Annotated in this window: 16 protein-coding genes; 8 read left to right on the plus strand and 8 right to left on the minus strand. The window is 58.7% G+C overall.

Annotation, left to right across the window (positions count from 1 at the left end; genetic code table 11):
• Positions 1-45: 45 nt before the first annotated feature.
• The 7 genes from HX613_RS10565 to HX613_RS10595 all read left to right on the plus strand — a co-directional run bounded on the left by HX613_RS10565 (position 46) and on the right by HX613_RS10595 (position 9,927).
• Positions 46-534, plus strand: coding sequence for an NUDIX domain-containing protein (locus tag HX613_RS10565; RefSeq protein ID WP_232488668.1), 489 nt, complete (start codon positions 46-48; stop codon positions 532-534).
• Positions 531-2,897, plus strand: a complete 2,367-nt coding sequence (locus tag HX613_RS10570) for a DUF6049 family protein (protein ID WP_235345285.1) — start codon at positions 531-533, stop codon at positions 2,895-2,897. Before HX613_RS10565 ends, HX613_RS10570 begins: the two co-directional genes overlap by 4 nt.
• A gap of 3 nt (positions 2,898-2,900) precedes the next feature.
• On the plus strand, positions 2,901-4,514 hold the full coding sequence (gene murJ, locus HX613_RS10575) for a murein biosynthesis integral membrane protein MurJ (RefSeq protein ID WP_268826751.1): 1,614 nt from the start codon (positions 2,901-2,903) through the stop codon (positions 4,512-4,514).
• Positions 4,515-4,550: 36 nt separating this feature from the next.
• Positions 4,551-7,025, plus strand: coding sequence for a virulence factor MviN (locus tag HX613_RS10580; protein WP_235345287.1), 2,475 nt, complete (start codon positions 4,551-4,553; stop codon positions 7,023-7,025).
• A 208-nt stretch (positions 7,026-7,233) separates the two neighbouring features.
• Complete coding sequence (gene trxB / locus HX613_RS10585; RefSeq protein ID WP_235345288.1) at positions 7,234-8,229, plus strand: thioredoxin-disulfide reductase; 996 nt, start codon at positions 7,234-7,236, stop codon at positions 8,227-8,229.
• Positions 8,230-8,369: 140 nt separating this feature from the next.
• A complete protein-coding gene (trxA, locus tag HX613_RS10590) occupies positions 8,370-8,687 on the plus strand; it encodes a thioredoxin (protein WP_009882752.1) in 318 nt (105 codons plus the stop codon).
• A 151-nt stretch (positions 8,688-8,838) separates the two neighbouring features.
• Positions 8,839-9,927 (plus strand): peptidoglycan-binding protein, encoded by a 1,089-nt coding sequence (locus HX613_RS10595; RefSeq protein WP_235345289.1) that lies wholly within the window; start codon positions 8,839-8,841, stop codon positions 9,925-9,927.
• A gap of 3,285 nt (positions 9,928-13,212) precedes the next feature.
• Here the strand turns inward: HX613_RS10595 and HX613_RS10600 are convergent.
• The 8 genes from HX613_RS10600 to rpmH all read right to left on the minus strand — a co-directional run bounded on the left by HX613_RS10600 (position 13,213) and on the right by rpmH (position 19,109).
• Complete coding sequence (locus tag HX613_RS10600; RefSeq protein WP_235345290.1) at positions 13,213-14,334, minus strand: ParB/RepB/Spo0J family partition protein; 1,122 nt, start codon at positions 14,332-14,334, stop codon at positions 13,213-13,215.
• 616 nt (positions 14,335-14,950) lie between these two features.
• Positions 14,951-15,847, minus strand: a complete 897-nt coding sequence (locus HX613_RS10605) for a ParA family protein (protein ID WP_235345291.1) — start codon at positions 15,845-15,847, stop codon at positions 14,951-14,953.
• 66 nt (positions 15,848-15,913) lie between these two features.
• On the minus strand, positions 15,914-16,552 hold the full coding sequence (rsmG, locus tag HX613_RS10610) for a 16S rRNA (guanine(527)-N(7))-methyltransferase RsmG (RefSeq protein ID WP_235345292.1): 639 nt from the start codon (positions 16,550-16,552) through the stop codon (positions 15,914-15,916).
• Positions 16,545-17,126: a Jag family protein gene (locus HX613_RS10615; RefSeq protein WP_235345293.1), complete on the minus strand. Its 582-nt coding sequence runs from the start codon at positions 17,124-17,126 to the stop codon at positions 16,545-16,547. Before HX613_RS10615 ends, rsmG begins: the two co-directional genes overlap by 8 nt.
• 9 nt (positions 17,127-17,135) lie before the next feature.
• Positions 17,136-18,095: a membrane protein insertase YidC gene (gene yidC / locus HX613_RS10620; RefSeq protein ID WP_235345294.1), complete on the minus strand. Its 960-nt coding sequence runs from the start codon at positions 18,093-18,095 to the stop codon at positions 17,136-17,138.
• A gap of 171 nt (positions 18,096-18,266) precedes the next feature.
• Positions 18,267-18,542: a membrane protein insertion efficiency factor YidD gene (yidD, locus tag HX613_RS10625; RefSeq protein WP_268826788.1), complete on the minus strand. Its 276-nt coding sequence runs from the start codon at positions 18,540-18,542 to the stop codon at positions 18,267-18,269.
• 61 nt (positions 18,543-18,603) lie between these two features.
• The gene (gene rnpA, locus HX613_RS10630) at positions 18,604-18,969 is read right to left on the minus strand and encodes a ribonuclease P protein component (RefSeq protein WP_328284942.1); all 366 of its coding nucleotides are present in this window, start codon (positions 18,967-18,969) and stop codon (positions 18,604-18,606) included.
• A gap of 2 nt (positions 18,970-18,971) precedes the next feature.
• Positions 18,972-19,109, minus strand: coding sequence for a 50S ribosomal protein L34 (gene rpmH, locus HX613_RS10635; RefSeq protein ID WP_009882743.1), 138 nt, complete (start codon positions 19,107-19,109; stop codon positions 18,972-18,974).
• 415 nt (positions 19,110-19,524) lie between these two features.
• Between rpmH and dnaA the strand changes: the two genes are divergently transcribed.
• Complete coding sequence (gene dnaA / locus HX613_RS10640) at positions 19,525-21,159, plus strand: chromosomal replication initiator protein DnaA (protein ID WP_235345296.1); 1,635 nt, start codon at positions 19,525-19,527, stop codon at positions 21,157-21,159.
• The last annotated feature ends 422 nt before the right edge of the window (positions 21,160-21,581 follow it).

Here is a 21,581-nt window from a genome sequence, read left to right on the forward strand (position 1 = left end):
GCGCGCCCAACGACACTTCCAAGAATCGCCTACTAAGGTAGGAGAATGACCACACCGATGCCCAAGCCGGGACCCAGAGCGTCTCGTCGCACCACGGTAGAGGAGATATCCGCCGGGGGCATCGTCGTCGACTTCACACGCCCGGAACTGACCGTGGCCGTGATCGCCCGGATCAACCGGGCAGGACGGATCGAATGGTGCCTTCCCAAGGGTCACCTCGAAGGACTTGAGACCCCCGCCGAGGCGGCTCGCCGTGAGGTGGAAGAGGAGACAGGCATCCTCGGGCAGATAGTCTGTCCCCTGGGCACCGTCGACTACTGGTTCACGGTGACCGGAATCCGCATCCATAAACTCGTCCACCACTTCCTGTTGCGTGCACGGTCTGGGACGTTGACCGTGGATAATGATCCTGACCAGGAAGCGATCGACGCTGCGTGGATTCCGTTCAACGATCTGCGCTCCCGGCTCTCATTCGCCAATGAGCGTCGCATCGTTGCCGCCGCCCGTCCGATGGTCGCCCGATTGGAGCAGTGAAACCCATCAGCCATATGCGTTTCCTCCTCGCCCTGCTGAGCACAGTCCTTCTGCTCGCAGGGTCAGTTTTCGTCATCCCGCTCATGGGATCGAGCCCCGCAGCCGCCGCCGGTTCGACCGCCGCCGATGGCACCTCGGCGGACGGGGGATCCTCAGCGGGCGGGGGCAAGTCCGGTGGCTCCGAAGTCGCCATCACCCTCGACGAGGTGACGCCCTGGGTCGATGCAAAGGGCACACTCAAGGTGCGCGGCACGATCACGAACCCCACGGATGAGGCGATCTCCGACCCTGACCTGCATCTGGCGATGTCGATGCAGAAGCTCGATTCCGGACGTAAGATCGAGAGCTGGAAGACCGACCAGTCCCAGAACCGCAGCATCGCCGACCTCGAGAACAACGGTCCCGACGCCCGGAAGAAGGCCAAGGAGGGCTCAAACGGAGACTCCGACCCGATGACTGCGGTGGACACCACGTTCGAGGATGAGATCGCGGCCGGGTCCTCCGCAGAATTCACGATCTCCGTCCCCGCAGATAATCTCGGACTGCAGAAGTCCTCTCCGGTCTCGAGCTGGGGCCCGCGCGGACTGAGCGTGCAGCTCGGCGATGCCACCGGGCGACTCGCCTCCGAAGTCGGCTTCTCCACCTGGTACCCGAGCCCGAAGTTCGACAAGACCAAAATCAGCATGCTCGCCCCGGTGACGATTCCGGCTCACACCTCTGACGGCATCATCGCCCCCGACGTCCTCGACAAGGCGATCGGCAAGGACGGCTCTCTGACGTCGATCATGAACGTTCTCGACACTCCCGGAGTGGGAATCGCCCTCGACCCCCGGATCATCGCCTCCTTTGAATCGGCTGTAGCCGAACCACCACAGGAAGATGACGGATCAGATCCCGAGGAGTCTGAAGAACCCTCCCCGCAGGGCACGGATACGGCAACCACGGGACCCGATGTCCAGGACACCGATCCCGGCGCGAACTCCAATGACGAGGGCGGCGGCGATGGGCTCAGCGCCGACGAGTCGGAGGCCCAGGAAGAGCAGCGCAAGCGCCTCAACACCTGGTATCAGGACTTCCTTGCCGAAGCGGAGTCGCACACCGTCATCGCTCTGCCCTATGGTGACCCCGACCAGGCGTCGCTGGTGGACAGTGACCTGGAGAGTCTGGGCAAGTTCGCGCAGAAACAGAAGCAGATCGTCAAGGATGTCCTGCCCAAGGCCAAGACCGACATCGCCTGGCCAGTCGCCGGCTCCGCACAGCGTGATCAGCTCGCTGACTTCGCCAAGGCCGGTGATCAGACCGTGATCCTCAGCAACAACCAGCAGCCATCGCTGGCAGGGGTCCACGACGACGCCCACTCGAAGACTCGCATCACCGCCGATGCACAGTCATCGATCGACACTCTGATCACCGATACGGCTCTGGCACAGCAGAGCGCCAAGATCATCGGTTCCGATCATCCCGCTTCGGGCATCTCAGAACTGGTCGCGACAACCGCCGCGATCCAAGCGGAGGCCCCTTACCGGACACGACATCTGCTCTTGCCCATGCCGCGCACGGCAGCCTCGGCGAACTGGGAGGGTACGGTCAAGTCCGTCGCGGACGCTCCCTGGGTCGATCCGTCCGGCATCGATGATCTCCTCGACACCGACCCCGTGCCTCGCGGGCTGCTGCAGTCAGGAGCGGATCCGAAGGCGATTGGTACCAAGGCAGTCCACAGCCTCGCAGAGACCCGGACGACGCAGACGAGGTTCAACAGTGTGTTCTCTGACCCGGCGAGTGCGAATACACGGCTGGACCGTGAGCTGCTCAGCTGCACCTCGGTGGCGTGGACCCTGGAGGGCAGTGCGAAGAGCTGCGCCGACGATGCCCAGGCTTCGAGTGAGAAGGTGAGGAACAGCCTCTACCTCGAGAAGGGCTCCTCGGTGCTGCTGGTCACCGGTGAGGAGACGACTATCCCGGTGACGATCGTCAACGATTCGCCCGCCGAGGCGAGCATGAGCATCCGGATGAAGCCGAATACCCCCCAGCTGCGGGCCGAGCCCACCAAGACAGTCGTCGTGCCCTCCCAGGAGACCATGCGCGTCGACGTTCCCGTCGAAGGCCTGGCCAACGCAGACGTCCCGACGACGATCGAGATGGTCGCCACCGATGACGTCGCCCTGCCGAAGAACGAGACACTGCTCGTCAGGGTGCGCGCCGACTGGGAGAACATCGGTACAGCCTTAGTCGGATTGGCACTGGCCGCCGTGTTCGTGATCGGCTTGATCAAGACGATCTCCCGCGGACGCAGGAAGATCCCCGAACAGCAGCTGGCCGATGCGATGGCCCGCGCGCAGAACGACGAATCGGAAAAGAGGTAGGGCTTGTCTAGCTTCTCATCGTTAGCCAGATCCTCGGCGATCATGACTGCGGGAACCCTGACCTCGAGAATCCTCGGACTGGTCAAGGCCTTCTTGCTGGCGCTGGCGCTCAGCGTCACCGCGGCCCAGGCCGATGCCTTCGACGTCGCCAACAAGGTGCCCAACACCCTGTACATGCTCCTGGCCGGAGGTGTCGTAAACGCGGTACTCGTCCCACAGCTCGTGCGGGCGACGAAGCGCAAGGACGGGGGCCAGGACTACACCAACCGCCTGCTGACGCTGTCGTTCATGATCCTTGGCGCCGTCGGTGTCATTGCCACTCTTGCCGCGCCACTCCTCGTATGGCTCTACTCCTCAGGGTGGGGGCCGGATCAGATGGCCCTGGCCACAGCCTTCGCCTACTGGTGCCTGCCACAGGTGTTCTTCTACGGCCTCTACACCCTATTGGGACAGGTGCTCAACTCAAGGTCCTCGTTCGGCCCGTATATGTGGGCACCGGTGCTCAACAACGTCGTCGCCATCGTTGGTCTCCTCATCTTCATCCTAGTCTTCGGCTCTGACAGTGCGTCCCCGCATCATCTGGGCACCTGGACCCCGGACAAGGTCGCCCTCATGGGCGGATCGGCTACCCTCGGTGTCGTCGCTCAGGCCCTGATCCTCATCTGGCCACTGAAGCGGATCGGCTTCAAGTACCGGCCGACCTTCGGATTCCGCGGAGTCGGCCTCGGCACCGCCGGAAAGGTGGCGTTCTGGACGTTCTCAGCAATGCTTGTCGGGCAGCTGGGATTCCTCGTCATCTCCCGGGTCGCCGCCGGAGCTTCGGACCCCGGAGCGGGCAATGCTTCGAACGCCGCCTATTCCTACGGCTATCTCGTCTTCATGCTCCCGCACTCGCTCATCGCGGTGTCACTGGCCACCGCACTCTTCACTTCGCTGGCCAGGAACGCCGCCAACAACGACACCGAAGCGGTCGTCGGCGACTTCTCCATGGGCGTGCGCATGGTCGGATTTGTGAATTCGTTTGCTGTGGCAGCTCTTATCGTTCTCGCCGCCCCGGTGGCGATGGTGATCGCCCCCAACGGCCGAGAACAGGCCATGGCCGTGGGACTCGTCATCATTACAATGGTGTTCGGGCTTATTCCCTTCAGTGCAAACTACCTGGCGCAGAGGGTGTTCTACGCCTATGAGGACGCGAAGACACCGTTCCTCATCCAGCTCCCGCAGGTGATCTTCCAGTCCCTGGCGGTGCTCTCTGCATCGATCTTCCCGAAATCGGTCACGGTCGCCATCATCGGTCTGACGATGAGTCTGGGCTACCTGTTCGCGATGATCCTCTCGTTCGTGCTCCTGTCGAAGCGCCTGGGCGGGATTGATCTCCGCACCATCCTCGGCGCCCATGTGAAGTTCTTCGTAGCAGCTTTGCTTGCCGGGTTGGCCGGTTATGGGCTGCTCTTCTTCTTCCCAGACTTCGCGCTGTCGGGCCAATGGCAGGCGTTCGTCGTCACTGCTGGAGTCGGCACTCTCATGCTCATCGTCTTCCTGGGAGCATGTTATTTGCTGAAAGTCAGAGAGTTGCATTCGATTATTGGCGTGGTTGCTGGAAAACTAAGAAGATAGCCTGCGCATCGAAGCCCTATTGAAGCCCCTCCGGAGGTGGTCACCCTGATCGATATCGAACCCGGCATGGTAGTTGCCGGTCGTTACGTCGTATCAACGGTCGACCGTCGGTGGCTCGAGGACAATTCACAGGCGGGTGCCGTGTGCACGGCACTCGACGCCATTCTCGATGAACCCGTCCTCATCCACGTCGCCGATGCCGATGGGTCCACGGATGTTCTCGAAGCAGCGCGACGGGTCTCCATCCTCGGCGATCATCGCATTGCACCGACGTTGGATGTCGGTCATTCGAACGGACTCGACTATGTCGTGTCCAAGCGCATTGCCGTCACCTCACTCAGCGAGATCCTGCCCAAGTCACCGCTTCCCATCGATGCCGCCTGCGCTCTCATCGGCGAGATCGGAACAGTTCTCGTCACGGCTGCCCGACGCGGCCTGTTCCACATGTTCCTGCGTCCGAACACGGTGGGCATCACGACCAAGGGCACCGTCCTGGTCTCCGGCATCGGCATCGATGCCGCTCTGGCGCTGGGCACGGGAGTCATCCGCCCCGAGGACTACACACCGACGAAGGCATCTCGAGAGGATGCCCTGGGCCTCATCCGGCTTTTCTACGCCGCCATCACCGGCTATTGGCCCACCGATGAGCCCTTCAACGGCATACCCGCAGCAGGGCGCGAGAATTCCCGCATTGCGAGGGCCAAGAGCCTCAATCCCGATATCTCCAATGAACTCGATGACTTCGTCAGCGGCATCCTCACCGGGACCGATCCAGGCCCTGGCTCCGCAGCCGAAGTACTGGGCTACCTGGACGAGTGGGATGCCGAGCTCCTGCGCTACGTCAACCGGGTTCCGGTACTCGACAACGACAGTGTCTTCAACCAGTCGCCGCGCAGCTTCGACGAGGCAACAAGCCTACCCGCACCACGATCAACGTCGATGGGTACCTCCACTGCGAACACAGCCAGCGACGACCAGGTCAAAGCGGCTCTGGTTCGCATCGGCATCACCCGTCCGGGAACTCGCGGACTGGCTGTGGGAGTCGTCGGCAAGACAACGGGGCAGTATGCCGACCGTATGCAGATGCGTGAGGCCTCGAGCTTCCCGATCGGCAAGGATCAGCTCGACAACGCCACCCAGGACTGGGAGGAGTGGGAGCCTGAACAGACCTATTCGGAGTACTCCGCATACGCCGACCATGAATACGACGAGAATCTGACGTCTCCGATCATGAATCGCGACGCCCAGGATACGGACCCCGACACCCAGGCCCTCGACATCGTGTCCGAGGACGGCGTTGACGAGACCGAGGACGATAACGACACCCGCGTCATCATGGATGATGAGGACGACGGGTCGTGGTTCCTCGGCGGAATGTTCGAGACTCATGAGCAGCAGCGCGAGCATCAGCTGCGCGAGTACGAACGCGAACGACGCATCGCGAAGGCCAAGGAAGACGAAGCACGCCGGCGCATCGCCGCGCTCGAGGCCGCCTCGATATCCAAACGACAGGAGGCGAACGCCGTAACGCCACCCAAACAGGTGCGCAGGCTTTCGCCCACTGCTGTCGATGAGTCACCAACCGATTCGTCTCGTTCGACCGCGCCCGTTGCCGCAGTCTCGCCCGAGCAGAAGTCGGACGACAATTCTGGAGCTGCATCAGCCGGAACTGCCGGCGTCGCGGGGGCTGCCGCCGTCGGGGCAGCTGGTGCAGCTGGAGCTTCCAAACCCGCTGACTCCGGGAGCAAGAAGAAGACTTCAACCACAACCAAGTCGGCTGCTGCTGGAGGGACGACAGGTGGTGCGGGTGCCGGCACATCCGGCGCTGCGGCTGCTGGCGGTTCAACGGCCGGTGCGGCGGCAGGCGGTGGATCTGCCAACAATGGCGGCGACCCGGATGATGACCCGTCGAGTTCGCGAAAGCCGTTCGCTTGGTTGGTCCTTGCGCTGGTGGTCATCGCAGCCATCGTGATCTCGATTGCGGTCTTCAACTTCACTTCCGGCGACGACGAGCCTGAATCGGTAGCCGAAACCTCGGCCCCAGCCAAGACTGAGGACGGCAAGGACAAGAAGACAGAGGAGCCCAAGGCAGATGCGCCGAAGATCGATAAGGTCGAGGCGTTGGATCCCGAGGGCGACAATGAGGAGAACGACGACAAGGCCAAAGACGTCGTCCCCAATACGGACGGGTCATGGCGGACCGACCGCTACAATTCGGCATCGTTCGGCAACCTGAAGTCCGGCGTTGGACTGCATTTCGAACTCGAAGACAAGACGACGGTGAAGGAAGTCAAGGTCAAGTCCTCGAACTCGGGCGGCTCCTTCGAGATTCGCAATGGTTCCGATCCTGAAGATGCAAAGAAGGTCGGCGAGGGCAAATTCGACTCGGGCGGCGTCACCATCAAACTTGATGATGACGTTGAGACGGACAACCTGATTCTCTGGGTGACCGAGCTTCCTCAAGACGATGGCGGCTTCCGTGCCATCATCAACACCGTCGACTTCAAGTAAGAGCCCGTTCCAGGCACACGGTCCTCGGTAATCCTGGCAGACAGCGCCCTGGGAGATCGGCACCGGGCCTGGGAGAAGCGGGGTACATCGCTTGAGGCCAGGTGCGGAATAGTCGCAACCGCCGTACCGTTACACGTACGATAGTCAATCCGTGCCGCCATTGAGCGGGACTCTGAGTACACAGCGAGCAGAAACAGGGAATTTTCACATGACTGATACACAATTGGTGATCATCGGGTCGGGTCCGGCCGGATACACCGCGGCCGTCTACGCGGCTCGTGCGAACCTTTCGCCCGTGGTCATTGCAGGTTCTGTGACAGCAGGTGGTGAGCTCATGAACACCACCGACGTTGAGAATTACCCCGGTTTCCCCGCCGGAGTGCAAGGTCCAGAACTCATGGAGAGCATGCGCGAGCAGGCTGAGAAGTTCGGCGCCGAGGTGATCTACGACGATGTCGCAACCCTCAAGCTGGAGCCCGGTGCCCATCAGATCGAAACCGCGCTGGGAGCCAGGTACACGGCTCAGGCAGTCATCCTCGCCACCGGCTCGGCGTACCGCGAGCTCAACCTTCCCAATGAGAAGAAACTCTCCGGCCATGGCGTGAGCTGGTGTGCCACCTGCGACGGGTTCTTCTTCCGAAACCAGCACATCGCTGTTGTCGGCGGGGGCGACTCGGCCCTCGAAGAGGCAACATTCCTCACTCGGTTCGCCTCCAAAGTGACCCTCATCCACCGTCGTCAAGAGCTTCGGGCTTCGCAGGCGATGCAGGATCGGGCAGCCGCCGATGAGAAGCTCGAATACCTCCTCGACAGCGAAGTCACCGAGATCCACGGCGAAGAATCACTCACTGGTCTCACCGTCCGCAACACTGTCTCGGGCGAAACGTCTGAGCTGCCGGTCACCGGTTTGTTCGTGGCAATCGGCTCGGATCCTCGCACCAGTCTCTTCGGCGATCAGCTCTCACTGCGTTCCGATGGCTATCTTAACGTCGAAGGGCGAACTTCCAAGACCGCGGTCGAGGGCGTCTTCGCTGCGGGCGACGTCATCGACTCCGTCTACAGGCAGGCCATTACGGCTGCGGGATCAGGGTGCTCGGCAGCCCTCGATGCCGAGCACTACCTGGCCGATCTCGACGCAGTGACGAAACAGGCCGAGGCCGTAGCAGCTGAGGCTTCACAGGCTCCAGCGCCAATTGCGTCCTGAAAGACACCAGTCGGCTGACACCAACCGCAACGAAGCACACGCTTCAAATGACCCGACGAAGGTCTACGCGCGACGTTGGGGAATGAATCCTGCACAACGGCTGTTTCCGCTAGAGAACATTGTTAAGAGAAAGGTTGCTCATGTCGACAGAAGTCACTGATGCCACGTTCGAAGAGACCGTATTGAAGTCCGACAAGCCAGTGCTCGTCGATTTCTGGGCTCCATGGTGCGGTCCTTGCCGCATGGTCAGCCCGATCGTTGACCAGATCGCGGAAGAGAACACCGAGAAGCTCAACGTCGTCAAGGTCAACACCGACGAAAACCTCGAGACGGCGAGCAAGTACGGAATCACCTCGATTCCTGCGCTCTACGTCTTCAAGGATGGTGAAGTAGCAAAGACCATCATCGGTGCACGGCCCAAACCGGCGCTTGAGGATGAGCTGTCCGACTTCATCTGATCATGTTCTAAGGCGCCTGTTGTACGATCAACAGGCGCCTTAGGTCTATCTAGATGGCAGACAGGAACACGTTCAGAACTTCGCACAGCAGATTGGCATCGCATTGACTCACAACCCACACCCGCAGTTTTCACGCGGGAACAGCTCTGAGGTGTTGCCCAACATCAAATCTCAGATGGCTCGTCTGGGGCTCAATGTCGGTCAAGCCGAATCTGTCGAGTTCGATCGGACCTTCGAACTCGCCGTCCGGCAGTTCCAACAGGTGCGAGGGATTCTCTGTGACGGTGTGATGGGCACAGAGACCTTTTCAGAGCTCGAACGGGCTCGGTATCAACTCGGAGACCGTGTCCTCCGCTATGACCCTGTGAGAGTCCTTACAGGCGACGATGTACTCAGACTGCAGCGGACCCTCGCCGGTCTTGGGTTCTACGCAGGCCGCATGGACGCGGAGTACTCAGCAGTCACTGACGCCGCCGTCAAAGAGCTGCAGATGAGTCTCGGCACCAAGGTCGACGGAGTAGCAGGACCACAGACACTGCGCGGACTCGACGCGATTGACCGCAAACAGGACACCGGGAATCTCTTTGCTCTCGAGGAACGAGCACGAGTTGCAGCTTCTGGGACCTCGCTTGCCGGACGAACCTTCGTCATCGAGGCCGCGACTACAGTTGTAGATTTCGAAACTCTTCCAATGACAAGGGCTCAAGCCGACACCGAACGGCGCATCACCACCGATATCGCAAGTCGGCTTGCCGGGCGACTTGAAGCTGTCGGGGCAGGAGCAGTCGTTCTCGCCGGCGACGCTGTCGAGGTCAACAAGGCCGACCAACTCGGTGCTTCTGCCGTCATCACAGTCACCGCGGACATCAACAAGTCCACAGACGCCAACGGAATCGCGACCTTCTTCTTCGGACATGAGACTCATTCGGACATCAACTCGCCGACAGGTGCACGTCTGGCAGAACTCATTCAAAGCGAACTCGCTGCCCGCACAGGAATGCGTGATTGCAGGAGCCATGCTCGCACTTGGTCTTCTCTGAAGCGGCTCCGAACTCCAAAGGTTCACGTAGTCGCCGGCTACCTCACTAACGCCGACGATCTCGATAACCTCGAAGACGCCAACGTACGAGATGCGATTGCTGACGGCATCGCGGCTGGCCTGCAAAGACTATACGTGCGCGAAGACTCTGACCCTGAAACCGGGACCCTCAGCCTCGCGGAGATCAAGGCGTACAGCTAGAACCTCAATGCCTGAGGTTTCACGTGAAACGCGTGCTCGTTAGCCCTCAACGTAGCTCGGTCGCCGACGCCTAATCCGGCGCACACTCCAATCTGCCGTCTCCAATCCAGTCGCAGATTGCTGACTTCTTAGTCTGAAGACTTCGTTGCGTCTCGTCCGCCATCCCGTGTTGCGAATCGCAACTCATTCTATTTCGTAGAGCCAGGCGTATCTGTACCGGGATGAGTGAGACGATACTGACAGATTCGTCACCCGCGCCTAATCGATTCCGCTGCATACGATCTGACGAATTCCAAGTGCCACTCCGGGCCCACGGATCTCATCCTCAAATGTCGACTATTCCCACTAGGCAAATTTGGTCTCCACTGACGTTTGATTGAATGCCCGGTTGGCAAGCCATCCCGTGACTAAGGGCAACACAGCTACGGGAGGATCTCCTGGGTGCAGTAACGACAACTAACCGTATGCGTCATCGACATTGCTCAAATGGATATAACGATCTACCGGCTCACCCGTCGGCGGTTTCACGTGAAATATGCCTCGTGAGTAACACACAAGCCGAATGTCGGAGCTCGACGCCGCACAGCAATATTTACCGGTCACCTCGATGCGGGGGCGATATCAGAGACGATACCGGCACCCAACAGAGATAGTCGGGGCTCACTCCAGACAACGGCATGAACTCTAAGTACCTCCAGTCACCGGTCAACGGCTGACAGTGACCACAGTTAGCATATGTTTCACATGAAAGATGCGAAACTCCACAACGTCCAAGGTTCCCACTACCTCGACCGAGAGATGTCTCAATTACTATCTAAAGAATGGGGCGCTCCTGGGAATGCATAATCATCTTTCCGCGCCGCTATCCTCGAAGCCTGATTTGGCTGCGGCAAACACCGCGTCGGACTTACGAGGAAAACGAGACAATGTTCAGGTGAACCAGCCCCCAGCAGCCCTCCATGTTTCACGTGAAACTGCACTCGCCCGCGCATAGCCCAGATGTGCTCGTCAAGAATCGGACAGGCGCACGCTGCGCAATAGTCGTCAGGCCACATTCTACGTCGAACCAAAAAGGCGCGGTTCCAGTGAATACGACGGTGAGACTCGTAGGGCTGACATGGTGAGCCAAGGCATATACGAAGAGGACCTCTACGAACCGACATCTGTCACTCAAGCACGGGCAGCCTCGGCCGCCACTTGTTCAGTACAGCGAGTAGTTCCACGTGAAACATTCTTCAATACCCGATCGACAAGGTCGGTCTAGAGGCCCGCAAGGCATACGAGATTTCAGGTGCCTACGAAAGCAGCGAACGAATCGAGCTCAGTTTCACGTGAAACGATCATGCTCCTTTGCAGGATAGGCAGAAGTTGAGTACAAAGACGACGCGGAGATCCCACGTCAACCGCTCAATCGCTGGCACGTAGAGACTACTCGGCGGTGAACACACTCAGCGAGGTGTTTCGCCCCAGTGTTTCACGTGAAACATCGAGCAGAATGCTGGTGACGGCATCGACAGGTTCACACATCGGCCGCAGCCACCAACAGTCGAAGGTGTCCTATTACAAGGTCAATGCGAACTGCGCACTGACTCATTTGGCCCCTCACCAGAATTCGAGTCAGTTGCCGAGCATTAGCGCACGTGCCGAATGAAAGCGTGCCGGTTGTGAATTCTCACCAGCGAATGCAGGAGATACATATAGGGGCTCTACCCGGGTGATGACGAAGTACGGAGCGCCTGACTTCGAACAGGAGGGAGCCGTTCCACGTGGAACATTCGCTCAAGCGAAACACCGCTGGAGGGCAGCTCGGTAGAGATGGAATGCGCACGTTGGTCGGATCGAGGGCACTCAGACTCGGAAGGCCCATGCCTTGGGAAGAGCGAACGCCTGAAATTCGCTCCTCTCAGTTGAACCGCGTGGCCTACCTAGCTGCCTCAGGTTGAGTTGCTCCGGGAACCAGCTCCGCAATATCGTATATGCCAACGGCGAATATGGTCGTCATCGTTTCACGTGAAACAACCGTCGACCGCCAACAATTTTCGGAGTACCAGCGCAAAATTGCTCAAGCTAAGGCCGCGTTCTCGTGCGTTGCAAGCAGTCTAGGGTTGGGTTCTCAATGACCAGATGAGAAGTCCTCCGTGTCACGCGCAAGTCACGCGCTGCAAGTTGCCTCGAGCGGTATAGACACTGCCCGAACACTCGGATTCACGTTGACCGAATACTACCCAGGAACGATGGGCGACACTGAGGATGCGTCGTTTCACGTGTAACCCATCCGCAGGCGATGCGTCGTCAGAAGTGTAAATCTGTATTAGTCCGGGAGGAGTGTGAATCATGCGGTTGTCCGAGTTAATGCCCTCCACACAGCAGGACACCTCCGCAATCGAAGGCCTGGGGATTGAAGGTCAGAACTGCCAATTGCAGTCGTGCCTATTTCGCTTCTGAGCGACTTTCGTCACTCTGCGGCCAAACTCGTTGACCACCAACCCTCAAAAAAGGGTGGACTTCCTGGTAGCCGTTTCACGTGAAACCGTCGCCATCACCGACCAGGAAGGCCGCTCAATCCCGAAATCACTATTACCGCTACCAAGTACCCATTTAGTGCAGGAGAGCGTGTTCTGTCTCGACGTCCCTTTTCAATAGATGGAAGTAGACACCCAAGCACGCCTCTCTCAGTACCGAAACGCTGAAATCAGGTGGGCCTACGCAACATGAGCGCTATTAAATCGCCATTGGCCAAGAACGCGGCGCAATCTTAGTGGCAACAAGCTTCACATGAAACATGCATTACCAGGTGATTTCGCGGAGCCTGCCGCTGCGAATTGGCTGGAAGCATCGCTGAGAATGATTAGACCGCCGGCGCAAATGAACGACATAGCCACGTCTTCCCGTTGCCACCAACGACGTGATCGACGGCAAGTTGGCCGGAGGCGAGCAGACGCAGACACACTCACAATGGAAACCGTAGGTTTGCCGATGTTTCACGTGAAACGATCGCAAACGGCCTGACCGAGCGCGTTGACTTGCCACGTACGGGCAATTTCCGTGGCCGCCATCACCATCCGGGAAGCCAAATGGGGAAGCCCATACCCCCCGCGCTCGGCATGGCAGTCAACAGGCCCAAAGACAGAGCCATATCCCCATCGAATAGGGCCTGACTAACTCGGGGAGGTGAATTTCCTAGACCAACTCCGAAGACAACCTGAGCGGGGGTGAAAAGAAGTTGGACGGGTGACAATGAACAATGTCATCCTCACTCGCCCAACTTCAAACAATCTGCGGGAGCTATTCCGCCGGCTGCTCAACTCCAAGCAAGCTGAGGATACGATCGAGGTCGTCTTGGTTAGCGAATTCCACGCTCAGCTTGCCCTTCTTCTTTCCGACCGTGATGTTGACCTTAGTATCAAGACGATCGCCCAGGCGTTCAGCAACTTCGATAAACTGAGGTGCAACACGGGTGGTTGCACGTGAAACATTCACGGAGTCGCCACGGTTAAGAAGTACTACGGCTTCTTCGGACGCTCTCACAGAGAGTCCCTCAGCAACGATGCGCTGAGCAAGAACCTCCATGTGCTCCGGTTCGCGAAGGCCCAGAATCGCACGAGCATGTCCAGCCGAAATGACGCCAGCAGCTACACGTCTTTGTACCAACGGGGGCAACCGAAGCAGGCGAAGAGTATTGGAAATCTGAGGGCGAGAACGTCCAATGCGTTCGGAAAGCTCCTCCTGTGTGCAGCCGAAGTCCTCGAGCAACTGGCCATAGGCAGCAGCCTCCTCCAACGGGTTCAGTTCTGCTCGGTGCAAGTTCTCAAGCAGAGCGTCCCGCAAGAGGTCTGTGTCGTCAACGTAGCGAATAATCGCAGGGATGGTTGAAAGACCTGCATCCTTCGTCGCCCGAAGACGACGTTCACCCATGATGAGTTCGAAGCGTTCGTGATCGCTTGGCTTCTGTCGGACAACGACCGGCTGCAGCACACCGATCTCGCGGATGCTGTGCACAAGTTCACTGAGCTGATCTTCGTCAAAGAAGGTACGTGGCTGACGAGGGTTGGCATCAATGCGGTCAACGTCGATCTCGCCGAATTCTGTATCAGGGATCGAATCGACTCCCGCACGCTCAGTATCTTCGCTCGCTACCGAGCCGTCGTCTTCGTTACCGGAGTCAGGGCTCGACGAAGCGGATGAAGATGCCGACGCAGGAGTCACTTCATCTGTAGTCGACGAGTCCTCTATCGTGGCCTCTTGTCGAGCTTCATCGAAGACCTCATGGCCTGACCTGTATACCCCGGGATGGGTCTCCAGCACATCGTCGGCCTTTGTCGACTCCTCGTCAGCACCATCTGCGGTCGAGTACACAGGTGTCGCTTCGACGTCGGGTTCAGCAGTTTCAACGACAGATGCTTCCATGTCGGCTGCACTGTCGAGCTCCGGTTCCGCCGTCCGATCTACTGGCCCGGTCGCGGGTGCCTCGCTCGTCGCCTTGGTGCTCGAAGCATGAGTTGCAGTCTTGGTTCCTGTCGAGGTCTTAGCCTTCGATTTCGCAGGCGTCGACTTCGCAGAAGAGCTTTCTGTCGCTCCGGTCTTCGCTGGGCTGGTTTTAGCCGTTGCGGCCCTTTCCCCTGAACCGGCCTTCTTCGTCGTAGATTGAGACGCGGCGGGCTTGGTCGAGGTTGATCCGGTTGCCTTCTTTGCAGAGGCATTTTTCGCTGCCCCACTCTTCGCAGCCGTGCTCCCCGAAGTGGTGCTCTTCGCCGGGGACGACTCAGAAGCAGGTGCATCCGTCTTAGCAGTCTTCGACGTCGAAGACGCGGGTGAAGTTCCGGCCTTAGGCTTGCGCTTGCGTGAGGACTGCATGGAGGCTGCAGGATCTGTGCGAACGGCCCGAGGTGCCTTCGGCTCTTCTGTGGTCTGCTTTGCCTCTTCAGGCTCGCCACCGGAGAAGAACACGTCAACTGGTCGGTCGCTCGACGCCGCATCCGGAATCAAAGCGCCCAGACCACGACCCAATCCACGCTTCCTGCGTTCAGCCACGATTTACTCCTCGTTGTGCGATTTCTTCGGCTGCTTCCCGATAGGACAAAGCGCCACTGGAATGGGGGTCGTACGAAATGACAGTCTGTCCGTAGCTCGGAGCCTCTGAAATGCGCACGGAGCGGGGAATCGAGGATGACAGGACCTGCTCGGGGAAATGAGTCCGTACATCATCCGCTACTTGGGCGCTGAGGTTGGTCCGCCCGTCATACATCGTCAAAAGGATTGTGGAGATCGCCAATTTAGGATTGAGATGCTTCTGGATGAGCTGAATATTCTTCAGCAGCTGGCTCAAACCCTCAAGCGCATAGTATTCGCACTGAATCGGGATGAGCACTTCCCGGGCGGCGACGAACGCATTGACTGTCAGAAGGCCCAAGCTCGGAGGGCAGTCAACAATGACATAGTCCACTCGACTTCCCGCTGCAGCCTGTTCATCGAGATAGACATTCAGGGACCTCTGCAGGCGCTGCTCTCGAGCGACAAGAGACACCAGCTCGATCTCGGCCCCGGCCAGATCAATGGTCGCCGGCACACATTTGAGAGTCTCGAAGTCCGGGCACTGCGCTACGGCTTCGCGCATGGGTACGTCATCGATGATCACATCGTAGATGCTGGTGACTTCCGAATAGTGGTCAATGCCTAGAGCGGTGCTGGCATTGCCCTGAGGATCGATGTCGATGAGCAGGACGTTGAGATTCTGATTCGCCAGCGCAGCGGCGATATTCACAGCGGTCGTGGTTTTCCCGACGCCGCCCTTCTGGTTGGCGATCGTGAAGATCCGGGTAGAGTCTGGTTTTGGAAAACTCACCTGGGACAGTCGATCTGCGCGTCGATTGTCGCGCGCGATTGCAGCACCTATGGGAGACGACTCGTCCATGATCGGCATTCGGCGCACTCCATCATCCATTGGTTTCACAAAGCTATACTCAGCCTAGACCAAATCTACTTCGTACTATTTCTTGACTATCTCGACGACACGGCTAGGCACTTCGAGGATTCCGCCGTCGACGATGTGAATCTTCGGCTGAGACAGCCGGTATCGCTTCAACAGCTTCTTCGTCTTCACCAGTTCAGCCTCGACAGAAGCCCCTTTGAGCGCGAGGATCCGTCCATCAGGACCCATCACTTCATGAGTCCATTCGATGAGAGTCGTCATCGCCTTGACCGCCCTCGATGTCACAACGGTGAACATCTCCTCGTCCACGAGTTCCTCGACGCGGGCTCGGACGATGCGAACGTTATCCAGTTGAAGATCATCGACGACCATCTTCAGCCATTCGACCCGCCGCTCCATCGGTTCGATGAGGACCACCTGCGCTTCAGGACGAAGCAGTGCTATCGGAATTCCTGGCAGCCCAGCCCCACTGCCAACGTCGCCGACGACATCATTGTCATCGATGAACTCAGCCACAACAGCACAATTGAGGATGTGCCTGGTCCAGAGCCGGTCGATCTCGCGGGGGCCGATCAGTCCCCATTCGATGCCGGTGGTTGCCAGGTGCTGCGCATACCGGGTAGCTGCGGGGTAGGCGGCCCCGAAGAATTCTTCCGTACCTGCCGGGGGAACTTCGAGGGCGGAAATGTCAGTCATGGGCAGGACGGACGAGTACATGCCGGCCGTCACCCTCACCTTCGGACTCCGAAGCCAAACCGGCCTGAGCAACCTGATCGTGGATGATCTTGCGCTCAAAGCTGTTCATCGGTTTGAAGGCGAATTCATTGCCGGATTCTTTGACGTCGTCGATTGCGCGCTTCGCCTGCTTGATGAGCTCGTCGCGACGGTTGTTGCGGAAGCCGTCGATGTCGAGCATCAGCCAGGATCGCTGACCGGTGCTGGTCTGGACTGCCAGCCGGCTGAGCTCCTGGAGTGCGCCGAGTGTTTTGCCGTCTCGGCCGACCAACATGCGCAGGTTGGAATCTTCGTCGTCTTCGCAGACGATCGACAGTTGTGCCCGTCCGTCTCCGACATCAATGTCGATGTCGCCATCGATGTCGGCAAGGTCCATCAGTTCTTCGAGGTAGTCCGCTGCGATCTCTCCCTCTTCTTCGAGGAGCTCGGCTCTCGTCGGCTTCGCATCTTTTTCGGCGCCGCTGTCCGCAGCACCTGCGTCGGCAGTCTCATCGACGGTCTCATCAACAGTCGTGTCGACATTCTCTTCAGTCATGGTTCTTCCTCAGCGCTTCTTGTTCTTCTTGCGGTTCTTGCTCACCGGCTGCTGCCGCTGACGGCTCTGGTTCGGGGTCTGCTCAACAGCAGTGTCGGTGCCGCCCTTGATCTCAGGCTGCTGAACCGGCTTGCCCTTGCGAGCCTTCCGCTCCAGCATCTCCTTCTCGGCTTTGGAGCCGGGGGCCGGCATATTGCGGATGACCACGTGCTGCTGGCACATCGTCCAGGTGTTCGAGACGAGCCAGTAGAAGAGAACGCCGAGCGGGAAGTAGATGCCGCCGATGCCGAAGACTAGGGGCATCACGTAGAGGAGCATCTTCTGCGACTGCATCATCGGGTTCGCCATGGCGGACTCCGACATGTTCTTCGCCATCATCTGCTTCTGCGTGATGAACATGGTCGAGGCCATGATCACGATGAGAACGCCGGTAAGCAACTTGACGCCGATGCCGTCCGACATGAATGTCGCGGACAGCGAGATCCCGAAGACCGAAGACTCCTCAGCCTGTTGAGCCAAGGTCTGGGTGAATCCACCGATTGCGTCGATTTTCCCCGAGGCTACATCCGGCATGTTGTGGATGACGCGGAACAGGGAGAAGAAGATCGGCATCTGCACGAGGAGCGGCAGACACGAGGCCCACGGGCTCGTCTTGTTGTCGCGGAACAGGCTCATCTGCTCTTCGGCCATGGCCTGACGCGAGTACTGGTCCTTCTTGCCCTTGTACTTAGCCTGCAGGCGCTGAATCTGAGGCTGCAGCAGCTGCATCTTCCGCTGGGACTTGATCTGATAGACGAACAGCGGAATCAGGATTGCACGGATCACGAGGGTCAGTCCGGCGATCGACAGGACCCAGGTCCAGCCATTGGCTGCTGGCAGACCGATCGCAGTGAAGATCTCGTGGAAGATCGCGAGGATCCAAGCAACTACCCACTGCAGCGGGTAGAGCAGCTTGTCCATCCAGTCCATTCAGTACTCCTCGTTACAACGATTCTTCACGATCGTTCATTTTGCCATTGTTCGCGGGTCTTCGCGACACAGAACCATGGGTCCTGCTCTCGCGTGTACCGGAGGGTTCAGCCACCGGATTGTCGTGATGCACAGACGCGCTGAACATCTGCTGCACACACGACACAATTGTCAGCGGCCATCTTCGTCATGCATTGAAACTGAGCGGGCCTGGCGCGCTGAACCGGGAACATGGTCCACCCCGCCATGGGAAAAAGGATTGCATCGCAGTATTCGCCACCCAGTTAACACCATTCCCTTGAGAACTCCGTGTATCTCGAAGGCCTCCAGACCGTACATCGAGCAACTGGGATAGTACCGACATACCTGTCCGTACAGTGGAGACACCACGACTCGATAAGCTCTGATGAACCACACGAACGGAATGCGCGGCCCGATTCGGATCATCCACCAGACTGTGGGCCAGAAACCGGCCGGTCTGCGGGGCACCTCCGAGGGGTGCTTCAGATCATGTTCGGCGTCCACGTCGCTCTAGTTTCTTCTGCGCTTTGTCCATCAGCATCGTGACCTCGGACTCAAGCACGGAGAATTCCGCTTTTGCCGCTTGGGGCAATGCTCTGATCACGAACAGTGCACCGGGTTCAAGGCTGTCGAGCCGGACTCGCATGATCTCTCGAAGACGACGTTTCACTCGGTTCCGTCGAACGGCATTTCCAACGGCCTTGGATACGATGAAACCCACGCGTGCAGCGTGGGAATCATCACTATCTATCAGGCTGTGTGCCATCAAATGGTCCGAGCGCACACGGACGCCAGCTTTGAAGACTCTTCTGAAGTCGTCTCCGCTGCGGATCCGGTGAGCCGCGTTGATCACACTTATGCCGAAACTTCGGCACGTCCCTTGCGACGACGTGCGGCCAGGATCGAACGGCCGGCACGAGTCCGCATACGCAGACGGAAGCCATGCTTCTTGGCGCGCTTGCGGTTATTGGGCTGGAAAGTACGCTTACTCACTTCAAGTCTCCGATTTCTAGGTTGCGGTCGAACGACGGTGCGTTCTCACAAAAAACGGCGGTACGGGTCTCGACCGCCGAGCACTCCTGTGCATAAGAGCCAAAAGATATTCAAGATAATCGGATGAAGCCCGGTACACAGGACACTCCATCTTAGCCAAGGTCAAAGTTCCTGGTCAAACTCGATGCCAATGTTTCACGTCACTGTTGTGAACCGCTCGCCGGAATTCATCCTCTGCACATCTGCGGTCGTCCACAAGTAACAAGCGTGTAGTTTTCCACATGGTTATCCACCAGTGTGGAGGATTACTGGGATGACTCGTCAGTTCTCCACAAACTGTGGAAAACTATGTGGAAGTCATACACAGGTGTGGACCATGCCAATAAGAAACTACGAAAACGGAGGAAGATTGACGGTGTCGAATTCCAAGAATGAGCTCATCAGCCAATGGCGGACGGTGGTCTCGACCCTGGATCAGGACCCCAGTCTCACCGCTCATCAGAGAGGCTTCCTTTCGCTTGCTGTGCCCAAGGCTCTCGTCGACAACGCATTGGTCCTGCTTGCTGTCCGGGATGAGCACACGCGCAGAACCATTGAGACTCGTCTCCTCGGGCCTCTGACCAGGGAGTTCTCTCATATTCTTGGTTTCGAGGTGACCTTCGGGTTCGTCGTCGATCCCGAACTCGACGTTCCGATCAGGTTCGAAGATCTCATCGGGGAACCCACACCGGGATCACCCATTGAAATCGATCCGGAGACATCTACTTCGGCGATGGGATCTACCGGGTCTCCGGCCTATGCACCGTCACAGACTGCGAACGCTCAGCCTCAGACTCCGGCGCCTTATAACCGCGCGCCACATCCGCAGCCGCAGATGCCCAGGTACGAGGACACCGGGCCAGCGCCCGGCAACGGGGCACCTGTGGAAAGAACGACGCGAGAGATGAAGATCGCCGAGGCGACCGCCGCCCAGCCGACTCCACCGGTCGAGGTTCCCGGCGTCGCCCAGCTCAACCCCAAGTACACCTTCGACACCTTCGTCATCGGGGCGTCCAACCGCTTCGCCCATGCTGCGGCCTTCGCCGTGGCCGAAGCGCCGGCCAAGGCCTACAACCCGCTGTTCATCTACGGCGATTCGGGGCTGGGAAAGACACACCTCCTGCACGCGATCGGGTACTACGCGACGCAGCTGTTCCCCGAGATCAGAGTGAAATACGTCTCGAGCGAAGAGTTCGTCAACGACTTCATCAATACGATCGGTTCTTCGAAGACTTCGAACTCCCTGCGACCAGCATTTCAGCGTCGCTACCGCGAGGTCGACATCCTGATGATCGATGACATCCAGTTCCTGCAGGGCAAGGACGCGACGGTCGAAGAGTTCTTCCACACATTCAATGCTCTGCACAATGAGGTCAAGCAGGTCGTCATCACCTCTGACCAGCCCCCGAAGATGCTCAAGGGCTTCGAGGAGCGACTGCGCTCACGGTTCGAGTGGGGCCTCCTGACGGATGTGCAGCCCCCGGACATGGAAACGCGCTTTGCGATTCTGCGGCGGAAGGCGGCCGGCGAACAGCTCGATGTTCCCAATGAAGTGCTCGAATACATCGCCTCGCGGATCTCCTCGAACATCCGCGAGCTCGAGGGAGCTCTCATTCGTGTGACGGCCTTCGCCAACCTCAACGATCAACAGGTCGACGTCAGTCTGGCCGAGACCGTCCTCAAGGACTTCATCACCCAGGACGACACTCCAGCCATCACCGCTGCCGACATCATGGGTCAGACGGCTGCCTACTTCAGCCTCACCCTCGATGATCTGTGCGGCACGTCCCGATCACGCACCCTGACCACTGCTCGCCAGATCGCCATGTACCTGTGCCGTGAACTCACGGAGCTGTCGCTGCCGAAGATCGGACAGGCATTCGGCGGACGCGATCACACCACCGTGATGCATGCGAACAAGAAGATTCGAACTCAAATGGCTGAACGACGGGCGGTCTACACTCAGGTCACCGAGTTAACAAACCGCATTAAACAGCAACATCGCCTATAGAACGCGGTATACACATCTGTGGATAACCATGGGGACAAACCACGTAACCTGGGGATAGAATGGTGGATAACTTCACGAAGTGAGTGGACGGATGTGAACTACATGGATGTGCTTACCCAAGCGCCCACCGAAGCATGTGTGAGCGTACACAGGGGATCCACACCCTCGGAGGTCGCTCAGCCCTTGATTACTAGGGCGTAGCAGTTGGTTGTCCACAAACTCCACAGGTGCTAATACTTCTACTCCATGAATTGAAGTTGTAAGAGGGTGACCGCCACCGACTGCATCGGCTCGGTCGGGAAGCTCTCACTCGAGAGCTCGACACAGACTTTGACCACACTCAATTATTCGAACACATGGTCACGGCCGATTCTCGAATGCGAGATCCTGCAGGTCCTGGACTGAGCAGCGCCTGTGGCTGA

Origin of the sequence: Brevibacterium sp. UCMA 11754 (assembly GCF_021532275.1) — a bacterium.
Taxonomy (GTDB): domain Bacteria; phylum Actinomycetota; class Actinomycetes; order Actinomycetales; family Brevibacteriaceae; genus Brevibacterium.

Coding starts and splice junctions, on each gene's coding strand:
- trxA (WP_009882752.1), top strand. CDS start 8,370: ATGTCGACAGAAGTCACTGATGCCACGTTCGAAGAGACCGTATTGAAG.
- HX613_RS10605 (WP_235345291.1), bottom strand. CDS start 15,847: ATGCCGATCATGGACGAGTCGTCTCCCATAGGTGCTGCAATCGCGCGC.
- HX613_RS10615 (WP_235345293.1), bottom strand. CDS start 17,126: ATGACTGAAGAGAATGTCGACACGACTGTTGATGAGACCGTCGATGAG.
- HX613_RS10600 (WP_235345290.1), bottom strand. CDS start 14,334: ATGGAAGCATCTGTCGTTGAAACTGCTGAACCCGACGTCGAAGCGACA.
- rsmG (WP_235345292.1), bottom strand. CDS start 16,552: ATGACTGACATTTCCGCCCTCGAAGTTCCCCCGGCAGGTACGGAAGAA.
- yidC (WP_235345294.1), bottom strand. CDS start 18,095: ATGGACTGGATGGACAAGCTGCTCTACCCGCTGCAGTGGGTAGTTGCT.
- HX613_RS10565 (WP_232488668.1), top strand. CDS start 46: ATGACCACACCGATGCCCAAGCCGGGACCCAGAGCGTCTCGTCGCACC.
- yidD (WP_268826788.1), bottom strand. CDS start 18,542: ATGATCCGAATCGGGCCGCGCATTCCGTTCGTGTGGTTCATCAGAGCT.
- trxB (WP_235345288.1), top strand. CDS start 7,234: ATGACTGATACACAATTGGTGATCATCGGGTCGGGTCCGGCCGGATAC.